This is a genomic window from Bradyrhizobium sp. CCBAU 51753, assembly GCF_015291565.1.
Lineage (GTDB): Bacteria > Pseudomonadota > Alphaproteobacteria > Rhizobiales > Xanthobacteraceae > Bradyrhizobium > Bradyrhizobium ivorense.
Genome location: NZ_CP030037.1, coordinates 5,261,768 through 5,280,372, shown reverse-complemented (window position 1 = coordinate 5,280,372; position 18,605 = coordinate 5,261,768). Strand labels below are relative to the sequence as shown.

Here is an 18,605-nt window from a genome sequence, read left to right as displayed (position 1 = left end):
TAGCTCGTTATGCAGATTTCGGCTGAATCGTATTTTCCGGCGAGGGGGCGGTGGCTGCGGGCCGTCCCTGCAGGACCGCCAGCACCTTGTCGCGCGGGCCGTCGGCAATCAGGCGGCCGTTGTCGAACAGCAGCAGCCGATCGACCATGTTCAGCAATGACAGGCGGTGGGTCGAAATGACGATGGTCATGCGATCGCCCAAGCCCTTGAGCCGCTCGAGGAACTCCTGCTCGCTGCGGACGTCGAAGTGCGCCGTCGGCTCGTCGAGAAACAGCACGCGGGGCTTTCGGATCAGGACGCGGGCAAGCCCGATGGCCTGCTTCTGACCGCCGGACAGGCTGCGGCCGCCTTCGGAGATCGGCATGTCGTAGCCCATCGGATGGCTGGCGATGAAGCTCTCGACGCCGGACAGCCGTGCTGCGAGCAGGATCTCCTCATCCGTCGCCTCGGGTTTCCCGATCGCGATATTGTCGCGCAGCTTGCCGTAGAACAGATCGGTATCCTGCATCGCGAAGCCGATGCCGGCGCGCAGGTCCGAAGGATCGTATTGGCGGGAGTCCACGCCGTCGACCAGGATGCGGCCTTGCTGGGGCTCGTAGAAGCCGAGCAGCAGCCTGCCGACCGTGGTCTTGCCGGATCCGACGCGGCCGATGATGCCGACCCGTTCGCCGCCCTCGATCTTGAAGCTGACCTTATCGAGCGCGTTGCCCGGCGCATTCGGATAGGCAAACGACACGTCCTCGAAGGCGATCCGGCCTTGCTCGATCCGCCTTGCGACATAGGACCGGTGCGGTGACCGCTCCCGGTCAAGCGACATGATGCGGTCGATCGCCTTGAGCGCGGATATGGTCTGCGTTCCCTTGGTGATCACGGAGGCGATGCCGGCAATCGGCGCAAGAACGCGGCCCGCGAGCATGTTCGCGGCGACCAGCGCGCCGACGCTCAGCTTGCCGTCGAGGATCAGGAAAATGCCGACGATGACAAGCAGCAGGCTGGTGATCTGCTGGGCGGTGCTCGCGCTCGTCAGCGAGAGCGATGACCAGAAGTGAACGTCCTCGCTGGATCGGGCCGTTGCTGCGACCGAGCGCTCCCACAAGGTCTGCATCCGGGCCTCGGCGCCGGTGGCGCGGACCGTTTCGAGGCCGGACAGCGACTCGACCAGCACGCCGTGGCGTGCGGCGGACTCGGCCTGCAGCCGCCGCATCGCGCGGTCGAGCGGGCGTTGCAGCAGGAAGCCGATCAGCATCACAAGCGGGAGCATGATCAGCGGGATCCAGGCGAGCGGTCCGGCGATGATGAACAACACGCCGACGAAGAGAATGGCAAACAGCAGGTCGGTCGCCGAAACCACGCTGCCCGAGGTGAAGAATTCGCGAACCGAGTCGAAGTCACGCAGCTGATTGGCGATGATGCCGACCGAGGTCGGGCGCTGCGCCATCTTCACCGCCATGACGTGCTCGAAGATGTTGGCGGCCAGCACGACGTCGATGGTCTTGCCGGTGACGTCGATCATGCGACTGCGCACCATGCGGAAGACGAAGTCGAAGACGATGGCAAGGCCCATGCCGATCGAGAGGGCGATCAGGGACGGGATCGCACCGTTGGGGATGACGCGGTCGTAGACGCTCATCGTAAACAGCGGCGTCGCCAGCGCGAGGATATTGGTAAGAAAGGCGGCGATCGCGATGTGTCCGTAGCTGCGCCAATGCCCCTTCACGACCGACCAGAACCAGTGACTGTTGGGGAGATCGCCTGCTGCGACGGCGCGCGCGTCGGCCTGCGGAGCGACCTTCACCAGGAACGCGTAGCCGGTATAGTCCGCGGCGATGCTGGCGATATCGGCGATGCGCGGCGCGCCGGGCGTCACCGTGGGGTCTACGACCTGTATCGCCTTCTTTGCAGCGTCCACCCCGAGAAGGATCAGCGCAGTGCCGTTCTTCATGATGAGAACGGCAGGCAGCACCAGCGCAGGGATCTCCGAAATGTCGCGCTTGATCGCCTCGGTCTCGAGACCTGCGCGCCTTGCGGCACGATCGTAGAGCGAAACGGACAACCGTCCGTCCGTGATCGGAAGTCCGCCGAGGAGGGCCTCGCGGCTCACGGCGCGGCCATGATGCGCAGCGAGATAGGTCAGTGAAGCGGTGAGGGCATCATCGCCTAGCACGCTTGGCCGCGCTTGTGCCATCGACTTCAAATCATGTTCATCCGACGACGGTCGGCCGGCGGCAGCCGCCGGACTAAGATTTCCAAACAATCTAAAAACCCTTGATTCAAAAGGGACGCGCAAAAAATGCGTTCGATCAGTTCAGGCGGATTCTATAACAGAAGGCGAACAAAATCACCGAATCTTGCTTCGAGAGTTAATTCGGGAATCAAAAAGGGCCCCGTTTGGGGCCCTTTTGCGATCTTCGATCCTGATCCCGTAGTACTACCGGGCGGGCGGGAAAGCCGACAGCAGCCAGTGCGGCTTCGTCGAGGCATAAGAACTTGCGTTCGCCGTAACGGAGGGATCCGCGTAGATGACAGTCGGGCCGTCGCTCGCACTCTTTTGCTGCTGCATCCATTCAGATGAGCCGGGCACGGAAGCGGTTGCCGTCGAGCCGGTCCAGCGGTCCGCGAAACCGACGTCGTTCGCCTGAGCAGCGGCATAGCCCCTGGCGGCACGGCCCCCGGCGACCGGAGCCTGAACAGCGGCGGGCGCCGGAACGGCAACCTTCACCGGCTCAGACCCCGTTTGCGGCAGGTTCACGCGCAGCGTCGGGAAGGAGTAGCGGGGCAGGCCGATGTCGAGCATGTCCACCGGGGCGGCGTCGACCGCGGGCGGCGCCTTCAAATACTCGATCAAGGTTCCCATCGCCGCCAGCAGCTGATAGTCGGCGAACACGACGACGCCGCGAGCGGACGTCAGCGAGACCGAGGCGTTGAAGAACTGGTTCTGCGCGTTCAGCAGGTCGATCAGGGATCGCTGCCCGAGCTCGTATTCCTTCTGGAACGCCGCAATGGTCTTCCGGTCTGCATCGAGCTGACGCTTGAGCGCCGCGATGCGCGTTGCCGTAATCGTGCGGGCATTCCACGCCTTGTCGATCGATTCATAGGCGTCGCGCTGCAGCCGGGCGTGGCGCATGGTTGCTTCGGTGTATCGCTCGGCTTTCTCCGAGCGATTCCAGGCATCCTGGCCGCCGCGGAAGATGTCCCAGGACATCACCACCTTGCCGCTGTAGTCCTCGTGCGTCACGCTCGGGTTTCCGGGGCTCGTGACGTACGGGAACGAGTTGTCGTAATGCGTTGCCCGTCCCTCGAGATAGAACTTCGGGCCGAACAAGCCGTCGGTTGCCCGGAACGCGTGCTTGGCCGCGTCGGCGTCGGACTGTGCCGCCGCGATTGTCGAATTGAAGCGCAGGGTGGTCGCCAAGGCTTCGTCGCGGCTGCCCGGCAGCCCTGCGAGCGGAGCGGGGAAGCGCACATTGATCGGCTCCAGGCCGACCACCTTGCGATACTTCGCCCTGGCGTCGTCGAGGCTGCGCTGGAATTCCGCGAGTGCCGCGCGGGCGTTCTCGACGCGCTCGCGCGATTGCTCCAGGTCGCCTTCGCCGGCCCGGCCGCCCGAGAAGCGGGAGTTCACGTTCGAGAAGATCTTCTCGTGGTTGGCGACGTTCTGCTGGGCGAGGCTGACCAGCCGCATATAGCGCACGACATCGACATAGGCTTCGGCCGCGTCGAGCGCCAGCAACTCGGTTCGTTCCTTGACGCGGGAGGCGGCAGCATTGACGCGCGCCGTCTGACGCCAGGTGTCATGGATCGTGGCAAAGCCGTCCCACAGCAGCTGCCGCACCACCACCGATTCCTGGCTGCCATTCCGCCACGGTCCTGAACCTGCGGTCGGGACCTGCAGCGACGGGCTGATGACCCCCGGCGATTGATCGAATTTTTCCGGTCCGTAACTGGCGTCGATGCGCACCTGCGGCAGCATGGTGCTTTGAGTTTGCCGCAGCTCGCTTTCGGTGGCCCGCCGGTTTGCCGAGGCCTCACCAACGCCCGGGTTGGTCTGCATGGCCTGACGCAACGCGTCATTGATCGAAAAGACTTCGGCCCTTGACGGGCTCGCCGCCAAGCACAGTCCCGCGATCACGAGGTACGCCGTCTTCATCGATCCCGCCCCTAGTCCAAAAAATTTACAAAGGAATCCGTGGGAAAGCGTAACAAAGGAGGGGTTTGTAACCTATGACATTTCGGTCACACCGCGGCGCCAAATGAGACACGCCCCAGTCGCCGCCGGGCTCCGCGTCAACTAGAAATATCGAGATAATTCAGGCGGTTGTAGGAAGATTGATATTGATTCAAAAGGCGCTGGACTCGGCGCGGCGGCAACCAAAAGCCCGCGGTAGGTTAAGCCTGTGCTAATGAACGGCGAGCTCGCCCGCCCGCCTACTGTTCCCGACAAATCGCAAAATGGGTGGCGATGAAGGGAGGCGCCACCTTGCCGTCGAGAGAGGCGCCTCCCGAACGCGTCGTCAGCTTGTAGAGCACCTTGCTGCCGAAATAGAACCTGAAGATCTCGGCCGTGGTGTCGTCTACCCGGGTTGCCAGAATGGACGACGCGTCGCGACGGGCCGCCGCAAAGACGTAGGTCGTGAGCTTGGCTCCCGCGCCCTCCTGCGCAACCGACGTTCCCCATGTCACCGAGAGGGTTTGGCCATCGATCACGACCGCGGGCCGGACGGTATCGAGATTGTCGTCGATCCATTGGGCGTCACCCGACCTGTTCGAAGGGCCAAGCTCGACCCGCTTGCCCTGTGGCGGGTCGCAGGCAAACCGCGTCGGGTTGGCCATCACTGCAGGTGTCGATGCCAGGAGCAACAGCAGACAACCGACTGACTTTCGCATTGGGGATCCCCGTGCAGGTGCGCTCGCTGCGGCCATACTGAGGTTTCCGCGCAGGCCGCGCAACTTGATGTCCAGCGGCCGCACGCGCCAGGCGAACGGGCCTGAGAGGTGGGGAGGGCGCGCGGCGCGCCGGGTGGAGCCCGCGCGGCGGCGGGGCAGGCATCATTCTGGCGCGATCGGGTGCGGCGGACGCTCGATCGATGTCCTCAACGTGTCGAGCTCGAGGAAGACATCGGCCTCACGCCGAAGCTCGTCGGCGACCATCGGCGGCTTGGTTCGAATACTGGAAACGACGGTGACGCGGACCCCCATTCGCCTGACGGCTTCGACGACGGATCGCAGATCACCATCGCCGGAAAACAAGAATGCGTGGTCGATCCGGCGTGCGATCTCCAGCGCGTCGACGGCGATCTCGACACCGACGCTGCGCTTTACCCTTCGCCGCCCTTCGCCGTCACTGTGCTCCTTGGCCGGCTTTCGCCGGACCGCATACCCGTTGTAATCGAGCCAATCCACCAGTGGCCTGATGCTGCTGAACTCGTCCTCGTCTCTCACCACGGTGTAGAAATAGGCACGGACGATCAGTCCGTGCTTGCCGAACTCCGCGAGCAATCGCCGGAAATCGACTTCGAAGCCGAGGCTCTTGACGGTGGTATGAAGATTCGCGCCATCGATAAAAAGCGCAATGCGGTCGGTCATCTCAAATCCCCATGACGCCGGATATTCGCAGCGCTTGGTTCTTGACGTTGCTTGAGCCTCGCCGGCGAGCATTCCGACTGAAATGTCTGATCCTAGAGCAAGCAGTTAGCGGAAAAGAAGCGGAAAATTCGTTCAACGCCGCCAATGCCGTTGCTCACGGGTGACTGCTGATTGCTGGGATACCCTGTGGATAGGCCAGCGGGATTGTCCGTCCAGCTTTGCTTTCGGCCGTGGCGAGTATGGCCACGCTCAGTTCGTGCAGCAGCACGCAGGGAAAAATAGCGACGGAGCAAACGAAGGGCGCGATGCGATCCAGCCTGGCGTTTACCACGTCACAAAGGTTTTTATTGCGTTAACGGCAACAATACATCTAGAGTTGATTCAAGTGTATTGGCGCCGTTTTTGCGCCGATACCCGTATTTTTGCGGATGTGGCTTTTTGCCGGTTGCAGTTTTTTCATGGGAAGAAAGGCGGTTTCGCCTCATTGCATGGACAGGTTTGGCCGCCGGCAGGTGCGACGCCCGGCTGCAGCCTATAGCGCCATCTCAACACACCTTCTCGCTCTCACTGATCGACGAGCCGGCTGCCGCCGGCCGTTGCGGAATTTCGTGGTGTTCATTTTGGAAGGATTTCAGTCGTGGCAGTTTACACGTTCGATGCAAGCACCAACTCGTTTGTTCTCGTCAATGATTCACTTCTCAGCGCCGATCCATCACTAGCCAGCTTCTCCCTCGCCACCGATCTCGCCGACTATGCGCCAGGTTCGACCGCCAATATCGCGGCAACCGTCGGCGTCGGCGACACCGTGACCTTCAATGTCGCCGACGTGGCGGGGACCGCCGTGTCCGGCACCGACCAGCCCTGGACGGTCACCGATGGTGGCGCCGGAGATCTCGATGGCGTTGCCAACGGTGTGATCCGGACCACCTGGGCGGTCGGGATGGACGCGGCCGGCGAGGCGTTCTCGTTGAGCGCGATCGACCAGACCGCCGGCGTCATGATGACAACGGGCTTCACCGATAGCCCGCATACGCCTGTGCAGGCCGTCGTTCCCGCAAGCCTGACCAACGGCATCAAGTTTCTGACCGGTGATACCAACACTGCGACGGGCACCGGCATCTTCCCGTCATTCGTTACGATCCAGAACACAGGTGTCGAGCAGGGCTTCAACACCGATGCCGCGCCTGTTCAGAACACCGGAAGCTCGCCAGCGCATAATCACAGCCTCCTGCTCGGCGCGGTGCCGATCGTCACCATCGACGGCGTGGACTACCGGGAATTCCGTCTCGATCTGAACGAGCAAAGCGACCCGATCAGTCTGGACAAGCTGCAGATCTATGCGGCGTCGGCGGGCAATCTCACCTCGCTGGCCGGGCTCACTCAGCTCTACGATATGGATGGCGGAGCGGACGGAAAAACCGGCGGCGGCGCCGACGTCGATGTCTCCGTCGGCTTGACGGCCTGGTCATCGGGCAGCGGCCACAGCGACTACAAAGTCCTGATCCCGAACTCCTATTTCGTCGGCACCGATCCCGGGGCATTCATTTACCTCTATTCCCAGTTCTCGAATGCGGACGCGGGATTTGAGGAGTGGTCGGTCGGGCCGGCCAGCCCGGCGGGCAAGACGCCGGACGCGGTGGTCGGCATCGACAAGCAGATCTCGGTCGACGGGACCAACTGGCAGGATGTCGGCCTGTACGGCATCGCTGCGGGCAGCGACGATGCGCCGACGCTGCTGGCCGGCTCGACCGTCTATTACAAGGTCATCATCACCAACGAGACGATGCCGAACGCATCCAACGTCGACCCCAAGCTGCTGTTGGCGCCGTTGATCGACGATCCGGCACTTGCCTTCACCTACCAGGGCGGCGATGCGAACAACAACGGTCTGATCGATCTTGGCGAGTCGTGGACCTACACCGCGTCGACGACCGCGGTCGATGGCTTGCAGCCGGGCGGCAACGGTCAGCTCCTGCAGATCGATACGGTCACGGCGGTCGGCACGGTGACGGATGCGAACGGCACGACCACCGGGACGAACAGCGACCGCGCCAACTACATCGGCGTCACCCCCAAGATCGCGATCGACAAGGTGACCGTCGACGGTACGCTGGATGCGAATGGCAATCTCGTCCTGGTCGATGGCAAGGGAGCGGCAGGCGACAACCTGACGATCATCGCCGGCGAGAACATCATCTGGGAGTACAAGGTCAGCAATGCCGGCGATGTCGCGCTGTCCGACGTGACCGTCGCCGACGACCAGCCGGGCGTGATGCCGACCAGTCTGACGAGCGGCGGCTTCAACGTCGGCGACGCCAACCAGAACGGCCTGCTCGACACCACCGAGACCTGGATCTTCACGGCGACCGGCACGGCGATCGACGGCGCCTACACCAACAAGGGCACGGCGAGCGGCAGCTTTACCGACGATGCCGGGCACACAGCGAATCCGACGGCGAGCGATACGTCCGGTTACACCGGCGTCACGCCTGCCATCCATCTTGAAAAGGTGACGACGGGCGTCGACTCCGTAACCATCGTGAACAATGTCGTGACCCCGCATCTGGCGACCGGCGACGGTCTCAGCTTCCTCGCGGGTTATGGCGTTACCTGGACCTACACGGTCACGAATGCGGGGGACGTCCCGCTGTCGAACATCGCCGTTACGGACAATCAGCCCGGTGTTTCGCCCACTGCCGTGCTGCAGGCCGATCACGTGCACAATGTCGGCGACGCTAACAACAACGGGCTCCTCGATCTCGGCGAAAGCTGGACCTTCACAGCCTCCGGCACGGCCATTCTCGGCGACTACAGCAATACGGGGACGGCGAGCGGCTCGTTCACCGACACGGCCCTGCACACGGCGCTGCCGACCGATGACGACGTCTCGAGCTACACCGGCACCTTCACCGAGCAGGGCGGCACGCTGACCCAGGGCTTCTGGGGGAGCCATACCGACGCATGGGACGGCTCGAGCGCCAAGGTCAGCAATCCGACCAACAGCGCCTTCAAGAGCGGCGTGCTCTCGGCCCTGGACATCAATCCGCGGCACGACGGCAATCTTCTGCTCGGCGATTCCAACGGCGACGGCATCGCTAACGACGCGCACAATCTGCTGATCTCGAATACGCTGGCGGCCTCGATCCTGTCGTCGAGCACGACCGGCGATGCGCGCATTATCATGCTGCAGCAGGCCGTCGCGGCGCAGCTGAACATCGACAACGGCAAGGTGCAGCCGAACGATCTGATCGACGAAGCCGTGATGTGGCTGACCGGCAAGGGCGCATGGAGCGGCAACGGCTTCACCGTCGATGCCAACAATGACGGCATCATCGACAGCTCGGGCGGCAAGCTCGCCGGCTCGGCGGTCGCCACCAGCGGCAACGCCTGGCAGAAATATGTCGACGTGACCAATCCGGCCTCGATCGCCGACTGGAACAACGGCAAGGAGGCCGACGGCGAGGGGCTCAAGAACGCGCTGATGTGGTGGAACGACGGTCACCTGGTGACGAGCACCTCGGGGCAGGTCGCCTACGACAGCAACGGCACCTCCGCAGGCGGCATCAATCCGGCAACCGTCAACTTGAATACCATGGACGAGTTCTGGGTGAGCCTGCACCAGCAGACGTCACTGACCGGGATCGCGTGATCGGGGGCGGGGCTGGACGAGCGGGGACGGCAACGCGCGCCTGCCGGGGGCGACGCGGAGGCGCCTCTGCGGCCTCGCTCTTGGACGGGGGATTTTGGAAATCGCCGGGTTGCGCGCCAGGTCAAAGTTGACAATGATCGCATCCTGAGACGGACAGCACGCCCTTGAGCAGTCATTCGCTTCAGGTGGATACGGAGACCGGGCTGAGCGCAGCCACTGCGCGCAGCGATCACCTTCGACCCTGGTTGCCGCTGATATTCGCGGCCACGACCTACCTGGCACTCATCATCAAAGGCGACCTGTTAGTCGATTCCGATATCTATTGGCATATTGTGGTGGGGCAGTGGATCATCGATCATCGTGCCGTACCGCACGCTGATCCATTCTCTTTCACGATGCCCGGCGCGCCCTGGATAACCAGCGCGTGGTTGGCGGAGGTCATTTACTTCGCTGCGTTCAAATTGGCCGGATGGCCGGGACCTGCAATGCTTGCCGCGCTGTCGGCGTCCTCGGCGATTTTCCTGCTCACGCGCCTGCTACTCAAAAAATTGCCGAACGTGCCGGTCATGATTATGGTGGCCGCGGCAATCGCCATGGCGGCGATCCACACGATGGCCCGGCCGCATGTCCTGACCTTCCCGTTGATGGTGCTGTGGGCGAACGCCCTGATAGAGGCGAGTGAACAGCGTCGCGCGCCCTCGCTCTGGTACATCCCGCTCATGACGCTCTGGGCGAACCTCCACGGCAGCTTTACGATGGGCCTGGCGTTGATCGGGCCGTTCGCACTGGAGGCGATTTGGACTGCGGACAAATCCGCGCGGGTGACGGTCGCGGTGCAATGGCTTCGGTTTGGGGGATTTGCGCTCGCGGCCGCCTGCATCACCCCGTATGGACCGGAATCGATCCTGGTGACGCTGCGCCTTTTCCAACTGGGACCGATTCTTTCAAAGATCAGCGAGTGGCAGCCGCTGGACTTCAGCGAAACCAATGCTGTGACGGTGTGCTTGATCGCCGGCGCCGGCTACGCCCTGTACAGCGGGCTCAAGCTGCCTCCGATCAGGGTTGCGGCGCTGCTCGCTGTCGTTTGGCAGACCCTGGCCCATGTCCGCTATGTCGACGTTTTCGCACTCGTTGCGCCGTTCTTCATTGCCGGTCCGTTGGGCCAGCAGCTTTCGTGGCCCGAGCTGCAGCACCGCCGGAAAATCGTCCAACCCACCAGAACGGCGATCGTCGCGGCGATCGCCGCCCTCGTTGTCGCGACCGGGGTGGTGCTGGCGACGGTGGAGCACTCGCTACCGCGCGTTCCGCGCGTTGCGGTGGAGAAGCTCAGGGAGCTGAAGGCCAGCCGGATCCTGAATGAGTACTATTTCTGCGGATATCTGATCTTCGAGGGCATTCCGACGTTCATCGATTCACGTGCCGAACTCTATGGGTCGGCCTTTCTCACCCGCTATTACCTGGCCCTTTCGCTTCGCGATGTGCCGGACTTCGTCAAATTGCTCGACGAATACAAGATCGACGCAACGTTGCTCGCCCCGTCGACGCGAGCCGCAGGTCTGCTCGATCTGCTGCCGGACTGGGAGCGGGCCTACGCCGATGATGTGGCCGTCGTCCACGTTCGCCGCGCGCGTCCCTGAAGTAATCCCTGAACAGCCGTGGCGTGGATTGCCGGCGCGCTGCGATGGCGAGGGGATACGTCAATGTTTCTGTCTATGTCCGAACGAGCACGCGCGTCGGCGTTTGCCTGTCTGAACGGCGGGAACGGCACCCAAAGCACGGCGTCCTCCGTGCAAACACGGAGGATCCGGCTGGAGTAAGGTTAACGAAGATTTAACGGTGCAACTTTAGGCGAAATACTATAAAACTAAATGGTTGGCACCCGGATTGCTTGCCGACGGCTTTTGTAAAATTCATCTCAGTCAAAGGGTTTTCCCATGTCGAAATTTTACGTCAGCACCATGGAATCATTGAAGCGTCTGCGCGCCGACAAGGACGGCGTGGTTTCATTCGAGTACATCATCGTCGCGGCTTGCATCGTCGCCGTCGTGATCGCGGTGTTCAAGACCGACAAGAGCATCTCGTCCGCTCTGGCCGATGGAATTACCAAGATCTCCAGCTCCTTCGCGGGCCTCTGATCGACCGCCGGAGAGGGGCAGGACAGGTTCTGCCCCGTCGAGCGATAGGTTTGGGTATGAGCGAGTGGAGGCCGCTGGATTTCGGCGAGCCAGATCCCGGTACAGTCTGCGTTCCGGCTGGCGCTGCCGCTATCCTTAACGGCCGGCTCAAGCTGCCTCCACTCAGGATTGCTGCGCTGCTGGCCGTCCTTTGGCAGACTTAGCCAAAATCCCGAAAAACAACCCCATGCAAAGTAGCCGGCGGCGGCCACGGCGGTTCGACGACGCCACTCGCTCGGCCAGGCAACTCGGCCAGGCGACTTGACACGTCGGGCAACTCACCCGTACTCTTCCAATATTCCGAAATCGTGCGGATGCCCGCTTTTCGGGCATTTTGTCGCAATATTTCCGTTGCCTTCACGCCCGTGGAACCCACGCCCCGTATTCGCACGGACCGGCTGCGCCGGACTCACCGCGCGCGGGGGAAAGTCTGAGTTATCTCAAGGGATTCCGGTGATCGGCGCAGGCAGCAACCTGCGCGGGTGCGGCGCTCGCGGCCGTGTCGGTAGGGTTAACAAACGATTACCGGATGACAGTCAACTGGCGAAAGATTATAAACAAATTCCAGTTGGCACCGGATTTGCTGGCCAACGGTAATTGCGTAAATTCATCTCAAAAGGGATTTTTTCCTATGTTGAATTACTACATCAAGACCACCGAAGCCTTGAAGCGTCTGGCCACCGACAAGGACGGTGTCGTGTCGTTCGAATACATCATCGTCGCGGCTTGTATCGTCGCCGTCGTGATCGCCGTGTTCAAGACCGACAAGAGCATCTCGTCTGCTCTGGCCAGCGGAATCACGAAAATCTCGAGCTCTATGGCTGGCCTCTGATCGATCTCGCGAGAGAGGGGCGGGCTCGCCGCCTTCCCCTTTTTCACCTCCGTCCTTGCACTGCACTTTGTTTTTAGAAGTCGGATTGGACGTACGTCTGTTTTTTTTAGACGCCCCTCAAGCCAACGAAGGATTTTTCCGGTGTTGGGGTATTGCGATACGATTATTGATGCGTTGAGGCCTCTGCGCGCCGACAGAGCCGAAGCAGTTTCGTTCGAATACTTGATGCTCGCTGTCTGCGTCGTGCTCGGAGTGATCGCGGTGTTCGGTCCCGGCAACGACGTCAAGGCGCTGCCAACGACCGCGGTGAACGCGACCGCCATCGCCAATCAAGCTGGAGTTTGATGTCGCGTCCGGCGGAGACGTTTGAACCCACACCACCCATTTCGAGAAGTGCATTTCTTTTTTCTTTCCTGAGGCCTGCTTTTGATGAGTTGGATTATTCCCATAGCCTCAATCCTGGAAATCCTGTTGTTGCTGTATGTGGCGACGATCGATGTCGCGACACGGCTGATCCGAAACGAGATTTGCCTGGCGCTGGCGCTGCTTGGGATTGCCGGCCAATTGGCCAGCCCGATGCAAATTGCGGAATCGCTGATCGTCGCTGCGATCCTGTTTCTGGTGCTGCTGGCCGTCTACACACGGGGAGCGATCGGCGGCGGCGACGTCAAGTTGCTGGTTGCCCTGGCGGTCGGCCTGCCGCTGACGGGCGTGGTCCAGTTGCTGGCCGTCACTGCATTGGCCGGCGGCGTGCTTGCCCTCGCGCATCTGGTGATGCGCAACCTGCCATATCCGAAACTCGCTCCCGCCGGATCGTCGCTCGCGCGGCGGGTCTATGCGGTCGAGCGCTGGCGCCATCTGCGGCACGCACCGCTGCCGTATGGCGTTGCCATAGCCTGCGGTGGCATCTGGACGATTTTGAGCAAAGGAATTTGAGATGTCATCCGCTCTGCGACTTTCGATCATCGTCGTGCTGTTGCTCGCAACCACCGCGTTCGGGCTGATTGCCTTCAACATGAACCAGCCGAAACCGGTTCCTGTGGTGGTCGCGGAGGGCGCGCCGCCGCCGCCGGTGGCTGCGCCTACGACGGTCGGCTATTTCGTCGCGGCGCGTGCGCTGCCGAAGGGCACGCTGGCCCGTGACGAGGACTTCGCGGTGCGTACGGCGGCGCCGGAGCGGGTGCCCGCCGGTGCGATCCTCGAGACACCGGACGCCAAGGCCGGCCTTCCCGGTTCGCTGGTTCGCAAGTTCGTCGAAGCCGGCAGTCCGGTGACGCTGCAGGACATCCTGCGGCCGAAGGACCGCGGTTTCCTCGCCAGCGTGCTGGCGCCGGACAGCCGTGCCATTAGCATCAAGGTCGACGAGGAGTCCGGCGTTTCCGGCCTGATCAGGCCCGGCGATTACGTCGATGTCCTGTTGACCCAGGTGTTCGAGAAAAACAATCCGGCGCGCCGTGCGCTGAGCGAAACCGTTTTGCGCAATGTTCGGGTCATCGCCATCGACCAGGAGATCGTGCAGGGCGGGCGAAGCATCGCCGCCGTAGCGGGCAAGCAGGCGCAGACCGTGTCGCTGGAGCTTGGGCCGGAGCAGGTCAAGAAGATCACGGTCGCAAAGCAACTCGGAACGCTCTCTCTCTCTGTGCGCGCGGCCGTCGAGCAATGGGACAAGGCGGACGGCGGCGCGATGTCGAGCTGCGATGTGTCGCCTGAACTTGCCCGTCAGAATGCACTCGCGGGCCAGACCACGGAGGTGGTTGTTCATTCCGGCGGCGAGCGCAAGGAGTACGCCGTCAGGAGAGAAAGTGCCGGCGCCGACATCGCTAGCGTGAGCTGCGATGGGTCGCCGCCGGAGGTTACCCGCCAGACGACAACGGCGGCGGCCGGCAAGTTGGAGAAAAGTAGATGAACATGGCAATGGTAGGTACGCCTGAACCCGTATCGGTCGTCGCGCGCGACCGGATCGTCTGCTTCGTCGACGACGACCTCAGTGCCGCGGCGCTGCGCAAGGGCCTCGAGGGCAGCAACCTGTCGATCAAGCGCGGCACGATCCACACTGCGATCCGGATGCTCGAAACCGACACCGAACTGTTCGCGCTGGTGGCCGACATCAGCGGCATCGCTGATCCCTTCACCGAGCTCGAAAGGCTGGCGAGCGTTTGCCCGCCCGATGTCCGGGTGGCCTTGATCGGTGAGAACAGGGAGATCCAGTTCTACCGCGAGCTGATGGAAATCGGCGTGACTGAGTACCTGCCGCGGCCGCTCACGCGCGACATAGTGATGGACCTGCTGCGCCCGAAGCTGATGATCGGCGACGCGCCGGCGGGGCATATCGATCGCGGCGGGCATGTCGTCTCGATCTGCGGGGCGCAGGGAGGTGCCGGAGCAACCAGCATCGCCATCAATCTCGCACTGCAGCTCGCGGAGACCACCAAGGCCAAGGTCGCATTGCTCGATCTGCATCTGCAAAACGGTGAAACCGCGGTCATGCTCGGCGTTCAGCCGGGGCCGGGGCTGCGGATCGCCCTGGAAAATCCGATGCGCGCAGACACGTTGTTCCTCGAGCGTGCGGGGATCGAGGTCAACGGCAAGGTTTGCCTGATTTCCGCCGACGAGGATCTGGATGCACAGCTCGACATCACCGAAGCGGGCGTGCGGCACGTGCTGGGTCTGCTCCGTCAACGCTTCAATTACATCGTCGTCGACGTGCCGGTGCCGTTTGGGGCGGCGATGCATCCCGTCCTCACGCTCTCGCGCCACGTTCTGGTGCTGCTGGAAGCCGAAGTGACGGGGCTGCGCAATGCCCATGCGCTGCGCACCGCCGTCACCAACATCGCCGGCAAGGATCGGGTCTTTACCTTGCTCAACCGCGCCAACCGGCCCGGCGGCCTTCCCAGGGCGACGATCGTCAAGGCCCTGGGCGCAGAGCCGGACATGGTGATCCCCGATCTCGGAAAGGGGATGACCCAGGCCGTCAACCTCGGAATTCCGGCGCTCAAGCACGTCAAGGGATTGCGACGTCACCTTGCCCCGATCGTGCGGGAGATCGCGGGCGTCGCGGGCGACAAGCGGAAGGGACGCTGGCGGAGGCTGCTGAGGCTATGAAAAAGTTTGGAAGGCGCGCAGACGACCTGGCGGCTCGGTTGCCTTCATTGACGCCAAACCTGCCCGAATCGCAGCCGAGATGGGCCGCACCGGCGGCAAGCCCGCCGCCGTCGCCTCCGACCTTGCCCGCAGCGGCGCCGAACCCGGTGCCCAAGCATGACGAGCCCGCGCATCATCATCCCGTGATGTCGGCGTCACTGCGCGAGCGGGTCATCGAGCAGATCGAGCCATCGGCGGCGGCGACCGTTCCGCGCGATGTTCTGCGGCGGCAGATCGAGGAAATCATCCACGGCATCGCCAATCAGGAGCGGCTCGAACTGTCGGGCCGCGAGCAGCTGCTGCTCGCGGACGAGATCGCGGACGACATGACCGGTTACGGGCCGCTGCGTCCGCTGCTGCTCGATGAGACGATCAACGACGTGATGGTCAACGGGCCGAACAGCATCTATGTCGAGCGAAGCGGCAAGCTGGAGCGGGTCGCGGTCCGCTTCCGCGACAACGACCACATCGCCTCGGTGGCGCAGAAGATCGCGGCGCAAGTCGGCCGCCGCGTCGACGAATCCAGCCCGATGTGCGACTGCCGCCTGCCGGACGGCAGCCGCGTCAACATCATCCTGCCGCCACTGGCGATCCACAGTCCCTGCATCTCGATCCGAAAATTCCCGGCCCGGCGGCTGAACATCGCCGGATTGATCGCCAACGGCTCGATGAGCGCGGGCATCGGCCAGGTGCTCGAGCTCGCGTCCCGTTGCCGGCTCAATGTGCTGGTCTCCGGCGGCACCGGCTCCGGCAAGACGACGTTGCTCAACGCCATGAGCCAGTTCATCGACCACGGCGAGCGCATCGTCACCATCGAGGATGCGGCGGAGTTGCAGCTGCAGCAGCCGCACGTGATCAGCCTGGAGACACGGCCTCCGAGCCTCGAAGGCACCGGGCAGGTGACCCAGCGCGATCTCTTGTGGAACGCGCTGCGCATGCGTCCCGACCGGATCGTGGTCGGCGAGGTACGCAGCATCGAAGCCTTCGACATGCTGCAGGCGATGAACACCGGCCATGACGGCTCGATTTCCACGGTGCATGCCAACAGCACCCGCGACGCCCTGACCCGCATCGAAAACATGGTGCAGATGGGGCAGGCCAATCTGCCGCCGCGGGCGATCCGAACCCAGATCGTCGCGGCACTGGACCTCATCGTTCAGGTCGAGCGCATGCGCGACGGCCAGCGCCGCATCGTCCAGATCAGCGAGGTGGTCGGCCTGGAAGGCGAGGTGATCACCACCAACGACATCGCCGCGTTCGAGTACAAGGAGGAAGACGTTCACGGCCGGATCCAGGGCATTTACAAGTCCACCAACGCGGTCCCGAAGTTCAAGAGCCGTCTTGCCTATTACGGCCTTGAGCGGGCTTGGGCCGAGGCCATGGCGCAAATATGATACCGATTTCCGTAATCGTCGTCGTGCTCGGGCTGCTGATGTGCGCAGCCTGTACGACGTTGTGGCTCGACGCCCGGCAGCGCCGCATCGACCGCCAGCTTGCGATCGCTCTGCCTGCGTCGCGGTCGGCCGACCTGATCTCGATTCGTCGTGCGGAGACCGGATCCCGCTCGGAGCTCTTGCACCGCCTGGCCAGTTACAGGCCCGGTATCCCTTACGTCGTGCACCCGGCCTATGTGCTGATGGCCGGCATGATCGGGGCGGCGGCGACCTTCTGTGGTGCCAGCCTGTTGGGGATCTCCACCACCAAGGCGTCGATTGCGGCGGCATTTGCCGCCGTGATGCTTGTGCGAGGTCTGTTCAAATGGCAGCAGCGCCGTTTTTCCGACCGGCTGTTCCGGCAACTGCCTGACACGGTCCAACTGGTCACGAGCACCGTGCGATCGGGTCTGCCGGTCCACGAAGCCTTTCGAACCATTGCGAGGGAAATGCCGCAACCGACCGCCGGGCAGTTTGCGATCGCGTGCAGCGAATTGAATCTGGGCAGGCCTCCGGAGGAGGTGGTGGAGGGCATCTATCGCCGAACGGGAGTCACGGAGTATGGCATCTTTGCTGTGACGCTCGCTGTGCAGTTGAAGTCGGGCGGCAGTCTCGCCGAAACCCTGCAGATCCTGGCGGAGACCGTGCGGCAGCGCGTGGCGATGGCCGCGCGCGCCAAGGCGCTGGCGGGCGAGGTGATCTTTTCGTCACGCGCGCTTATTGCCGCGCCGTTCATCGTCGGCGCGGTGATCTACTCGCTCAACGCGGAAATGATCGATGTGCTGTTCTATGATCCATTCGGGAACTCGATGCTGGCCTACGCGGTGACCTCGGTGATCATCGGGCACTTCGTGATCCGTTGGATGATCAGAAGGGATACCGCGCTATGACCACAGATCTCGGCCTGGTCGCGCTCGCCATCGCTACTGCGACTGCGACTCTCCTGTTGCTCATCCGCGAAATGCACATTCGCGCGCTGGACACACGGGTGTCGAACGCGGTGCTGGGTATCCCCGACCAACAGGCACGCTCCAAGGACGTGGTCGGCTGGTTTTCATCGCTGGGCGCCCGTTACCGGCGCTTCTACGCCGAGGAGAACATCGAAGAACTGCGAACGGTCCTTCAATCGGCGGGTTTCAATCATCATCGAGTGTTGCCGATCTGGATCGGGGTCAAGATCTTCAGCATGTTCGCATTCCCGATCGTTGCCTTCGTGGTGGCGCAGCTGATCGACGCAAATATGATCGTCTTCACGCTGGTCGGCGTGGTGCTGGGGATCCTGGTGCCGCGGTTGATCATGCTGGTGCTGAAGCGGCGTTTCGATGCCGCGATCCGGCTGGGCATGCCGGATGCCATCGATCTGCTGGTGGTATGCAGCGAGGCGGGAATGGGCCTGGAGAGTGCGCTGCAACGCGTGGCCGCCGAAATCGTCCAGACCAATCCGCCGATGGCCGGCGTCCTGACCGACCTTCTCGATGATCTCCGGATCCTGCCCAATCGCTTCGACGCATTCGAGAAACTGGGCTCGAGGTCGGAGGGGCTTCGCCGCTTCGGCACCATGATCAGCCAGAGCCTGCAATACGGCACGCCGTTGAGCCAGGCCCTGCGCAGCATCGCCGCCGACCTCCGCCGCGAACGGATTACCAAGCTGGAAGAAAAGGCCCACAAGCTGGGCGCCAAGCTGACCGTTCCGATGGTGCTGTTCCTGCTTCCGGCGATGTTCGTCATCCTCGGCGGCGGGCCGATGCTGAACCTCATCAAGGCGTTCAAGTGAAGTGAAATGCGGACGGGAG

At 62.9% G+C, this 18,605-nt stretch carries 15 protein-coding genes; 11 read left to right on the top strand and 4 right to left on the bottom strand.

Translation table 11 applies throughout. The features are described from left to right. Positions 1-7: 7 nt before the first annotated feature. From XH93_RS24015 to XH93_RS24000, 4 genes are all read right to left on the bottom strand, one after another. Entirely contained in the window at positions 8-2,185 is a 2,178-nt protein-coding gene (locus tag XH93_RS24015; protein WP_194469391.1) for a type I secretion system permease/ATPase, read from the bottom strand. A gap of 243 nt (positions 2,186-2,428) precedes the next feature. Then, positions 2,429-4,147: a TolC family outer membrane protein gene (locus XH93_RS24010; protein WP_194469390.1), complete on the bottom strand. Its 1,719-nt coding sequence runs from the start codon at positions 4,145-4,147 to the stop codon at positions 2,429-2,431. A gap of 278 nt (positions 4,148-4,425) precedes the next feature. After that, entirely contained in the window at positions 4,426-4,830 is a 405-nt protein-coding gene (locus XH93_RS24005) for a hypothetical protein (protein WP_194469389.1), read from the bottom strand. A gap of 216 nt (positions 4,831-5,046) precedes the next feature. After that, a complete protein-coding gene (locus XH93_RS24000; protein WP_139483082.1) occupies positions 5,047-5,583 on the bottom strand; it encodes an NYN domain-containing protein in 537 nt (178 codons plus the stop codon). Positions 5,584-6,220: 637 nt separating this feature from the next. Here XH93_RS24000 and XH93_RS23995 point away from each other — a divergent pair. The 11 genes from XH93_RS23995 (at position 6,221) to XH93_RS23945 (ending at position 18,586) form a co-directional block, all read left to right on the top strand. Further along, positions 6,221-9,232 carry a hypothetical protein gene (locus tag XH93_RS23995; RefSeq protein ID WP_194469388.1) on the top strand — a complete coding sequence of 1,004 codons (3,012 nt, stop codon included), beginning with the start codon at positions 6,221-6,223 and terminating at the stop codon, positions 9,230-9,232. 164 nt (positions 9,233-9,396) lie between these two features. After that, positions 9,397-10,869, top strand: a complete 1,473-nt coding sequence (locus tag XH93_RS23990) for a hypothetical protein (RefSeq protein ID WP_246799283.1) — start codon at positions 9,397-9,399, stop codon at positions 10,867-10,869. A gap of 297 nt (positions 10,870-11,166) precedes the next feature. After that, positions 11,167-11,367 (top strand): Flp family type IVb pilin, encoded by a 201-nt coding sequence (locus tag XH93_RS23985; RefSeq protein ID WP_194469387.1) that lies wholly within the window; start codon positions 11,167-11,169, stop codon positions 11,365-11,367. Between the two features lie 568 nt (positions 11,368-11,935). Further along, entirely contained in the window at positions 11,936-12,238 is a 303-nt protein-coding gene (locus XH93_RS23980; RefSeq protein ID WP_371814781.1) for a Flp family type IVb pilin, read from the top strand. A gap of 141 nt (positions 12,239-12,379) precedes the next feature. Then, entirely contained in the window at positions 12,380-12,583 is a 204-nt protein-coding gene (locus tag XH93_RS23975; protein WP_194469386.1) for a hypothetical protein, read from the top strand. An 84-nt stretch (positions 12,584-12,667) separates the two neighbouring features. Continuing rightward, positions 12,668-13,174, top strand: coding sequence for a prepilin peptidase (locus tag XH93_RS23970; RefSeq protein WP_194469385.1), 507 nt, complete (start codon positions 12,668-12,670; stop codon positions 13,172-13,174). Position 13,175: 1 nt separating this feature from the next. Beyond that, the gene (gene cpaB / locus XH93_RS23965; RefSeq protein WP_194469384.1) at positions 13,176-14,144 is read left to right on the top strand and encodes a Flp pilus assembly protein CpaB; all 969 of its coding nucleotides are present in this window, start codon (positions 13,176-13,178) and stop codon (positions 14,142-14,144) included. Then, entirely contained in the window at positions 14,141-15,340 is a 1,200-nt protein-coding gene (locus XH93_RS23960; protein WP_194469383.1) for an AAA family ATPase, read from the top strand. The genes cpaB and XH93_RS23960 overlap by 4 nt, the downstream gene beginning before the upstream one ends. After that, complete coding sequence (locus XH93_RS23955) at positions 15,337-16,773, top strand: CpaF family protein (protein ID WP_194469382.1); 1,437 nt, start codon at positions 15,337-15,339, stop codon at positions 16,771-16,773. The genes XH93_RS23960 and XH93_RS23955 overlap by 4 nt, the downstream gene beginning before the upstream one ends. After that, entirely contained in the window at positions 16,770-17,702 is a 933-nt protein-coding gene (locus XH93_RS23950) for a type II secretion system F family protein (protein WP_194469381.1), read from the top strand. Before XH93_RS23955 ends, XH93_RS23950 begins: the two co-directional genes overlap by 4 nt. Further along, on the top strand, positions 17,699-18,586 hold the full coding sequence (locus XH93_RS23945; RefSeq protein WP_194469380.1) for a type II secretion system F family protein: 888 nt from the start codon (positions 17,699-17,701) through the stop codon (positions 18,584-18,586). The genes XH93_RS23950 and XH93_RS23945 overlap by 4 nt, the downstream gene beginning before the upstream one ends. Positions 18,587-18,605: the final 19 nt, after the last annotated feature.